3 protein-coding genes are annotated in these 2,326 nt (G+C 42.6%); all 3 read right to left on the minus strand.

Translation table 11 applies throughout. The annotated features are described in order from the left end of the window. Positions 1-152 precede the first annotated feature (152 nt). Positions 153-1,163, minus strand: coding sequence for a S41 family peptidase (locus tag IDH45_RS33670; RefSeq protein WP_190932541.1), 1,011 nt, complete (start codon positions 1,161-1,163; stop codon positions 153-155). 135 nt (positions 1,164-1,298) lie between these two features. After that, on the minus strand, positions 1,299-1,688 hold the full coding sequence (locus IDH45_RS33675; protein ID WP_397327126.1) for an ankyrin repeat domain-containing protein: 390 nt from the start codon (positions 1,686-1,688) through the stop codon (positions 1,299-1,301). Between the two features lie 185 nt (positions 1,689-1,873). Next, on the minus strand, positions 1,874-2,167 hold the full coding sequence (locus tag IDH45_RS33680; protein ID WP_190932086.1) for a hypothetical protein: 294 nt from the start codon (positions 2,165-2,167) through the stop codon (positions 1,874-1,876). Positions 2,168-2,326: the final 159 nt, after the last annotated feature.

The raw sequence follows: 2,326 nt of genomic DNA on the forward strand, positions 1-2,326 counted from the left end.
TGGATTTGTTGCGTTAAACCGTCCGTTAGTTGAGCAAAGGCAGCCGATCGTTCTGGATGGCTGCCTTCGTGTATCTTTATCAGCTATCGTACCCGATAGCGTAATGCCAGACTCAGTCTAATACTTTGACATTTCTTATTCTTGGTTTAATGTTATCCTACAATTGAAGCTGCGTTAGTATTGCCCCGATTGGCTCGCTCAAGCTCATCCATTAACCTTTTTCCACCTGGGATTGGATTCTCAGAAATCCGTTTATGCTCACTTTGAAGCAAGGTGGAGTAGGCTACTTCGAAAGCTTGGTCTTGAGGAACTTCTATATCGGGGGTAATTCCTACTCCCTCCCAGTTCGTCTGAGTGATCGGGTTGATGGCACGGCCAGACGGGATGAACACTTCGAAGTCTTTGTTGATTCTGTGGAAGCCTCCTGGATGAGCCCCACCTCCGGTTCGTTCTCCCACTATAATAGCTCGTCCCATCGTCTGCAAGTTGTAGGCAAACTCTTCCGCTGCAGAGAATGTTCTATTGCTGGTTAGGATGTACAACGGCTTGCTGCCCCCGAATTTCTTCCCAGGCACATAAGGCATGGTCCAAAATTGCTTGATCTCCTCGTTTTTTCTCAGGTAAAAGCTATTCAAGTGCTTCGGAGCTGGATCGAGCAAATAAGTTGTTAGAAAAGCTACCATATGAGGGTCACCGCCAAAATTTTTCCGTATGTCAATGATCAGACAAGATGTGTTGGCAAGAAAGGTCATGGCACTGGAAGCCGTTTCCGCGGCATGCTCGGGTGACATAAACGCGTGAAATTCCAAAAGGCCAATATTGCCTTGGAGCCGCTCGATCTTAGCAAATCCGTAATTATCCAGTTGAATCATTGTCATAAAGTGATCAGCTAGTACTGCATCTTTCCCCTCCGCATGATCCTCAGTTGGAGGCTTCTGCGGGTTATAGCGGACATTCAAATGCTTGTCTTTTGAAGTATTTTGTAGCTGGGAGGTTAATGTTTTGGCGAAAGTGGCAGGGTCAGTCATCACCGAATACTCGTTGTCGTTCAGTCGTTGCGTGAATTCCACTTGCATACGATGAGCCATGTCGGGAAATACATAATTTTGAATAAGCAAAGTTGAAAGTGAGTGTATCGTTTCTTCCTGGGTTTGGCGCTCCATCTTAGCCCCTCCTAATTCAAACTTACCTTCACATCAATATTTGGTACTGTCGGCGGGTTTCCTTTTTCTGTAATTAGAAAACGGCAGCCATTGTAGCTTTATTATGCTATCGTTCTCGTTAGTAATTACGGGGTCTTAACTTCCTATAGATTTGAGATAACTAATCACTGTCGTTGCTTCCCCTGCTTCCGCATGATTAATTAACGGGATCTGATGTGGTCCTAAGCTATCTTTTAAGGCTAGATTATCAGAGACTATTGCTTTTACTATTTCGACCTTATCTAACATTGCAGCTGTAAATAAATCAATCCGCGCACCCTTACCAAGCAAATAATTTGCAATATCCTTTCTTCCCATATGTGCAGCAGCACCAAGAGCAGTTTCCCAATCACCATTGCCCCAATCCCATGAAGCATTTAAAAGACCTGGCTCTTGTTCTAATAATTGTTGGACCTTTTGAAAATCTCCATGGGCTTGCCCAACGAAAAGCTGAACCAAATCGGGACTTATATTTTTGTTTTCCAACACAGTCAACTCCTTATAAATAGTTGATTTCATAAATTTCCCATGCCCAATTTATTCGTCGAAGTGATTAAATTATCCTGCCCGTTAGCTTAATAAAAACAGCAGCCGATCATCTGGTCGGCTGCCGTTGTGCCTAATTTTAACTATCGTCCCCGTTAGCGTAGTGGAGATTTAGAAGTCGAGGATTAATTTCTCCTGATTTCGCCAATCTGTTTTGTTAAATTACTCAATTCATTTCTTATAGTTTCATTTTCAATTTGAATTTCTCTAATTAGTTTTAGGAAGATAAAACCCAAGACATTTAACATCAAACCCAGTGACGGAAAGGCTACTCGTTTTGCTATGCTTAACATAAACACGCTATCTGGAGTTTCCGATGAATATGACCTAGGAGCAAACTCCCATAGACCAATCGCTGCGAGTAATATTCCCACTAAAATCATGAAGTACGATATTTTTTTCGTAGCTTCATAGTACATTAGCTTCCCCTCATCCCCATAAAGTCATGTTTCCAGTAATTTACTTTTATAGAGTTTACGCTGAATACTTGGATTTGTTGCGTTAAACCGTCCGTTAGTTGAGCAAAGGCAGCCGATCGTTCTGGATGGCTGCCTTCGTGTATCTTTATCAGCTATCGT

The organism is Paenibacillus oceani, assembly GCF_014705615.1.
Classification (GTDB): domain Bacteria; phylum Bacillota; class Bacilli; order Paenibacillales; family NBRC-103111; genus Paenibacillus_AB; species Paenibacillus_AB oceani.